Raw genomic sequence first — 293 nt, 5'->3', positions numbered from 1 at the left:
TGCAGCTGTCTCCAGTAGAGTATGAGAAACGCTATTTCCTGAGCTTGGAGAGTGTCTAGAAAATCCGGGGCGATTCATATTATGTGAGCGAGGCTGCTGTGGAGATTGAAGAAGCATTTCCCGACTGGCCTGCCAGTAAAATTTTCGGGAGCTCATAAAATGCTTTTCTGTACCTACCAAATGTGTTCGGCTGAATCGCCCCGGATTTTCTAGGGAAATTCTGAAAAAGACTTCCTGATTTGGCAAAATCCCGGAACACCAATCGCCGAGCTTTTCGATGATGAAGCAAATGA

General features: G+C 45.7%; 1 protein-coding gene. It reads right to left on the bottom strand.

The annotated features are described in order from the left end of the window. Positions 1-79: 79 nt before the first annotated feature. A partial coding sequence (locus CE491_RS30510; RefSeq protein ID WP_234407448.1) for a hypothetical protein occupies positions 80-293 on the bottom strand: 214 nt, incomplete at its 5' end.

The organism is Pseudomonas bohemica (assembly GCF_002934685.1).
GTDB classification, from domain to species: domain Bacteria; phylum Pseudomonadota; class Gammaproteobacteria; order Pseudomonadales; family Pseudomonadaceae; genus Aquipseudomonas; species Aquipseudomonas bohemica.
This window is presented reverse-complemented; position numbering and strand designations above follow the sequence as displayed.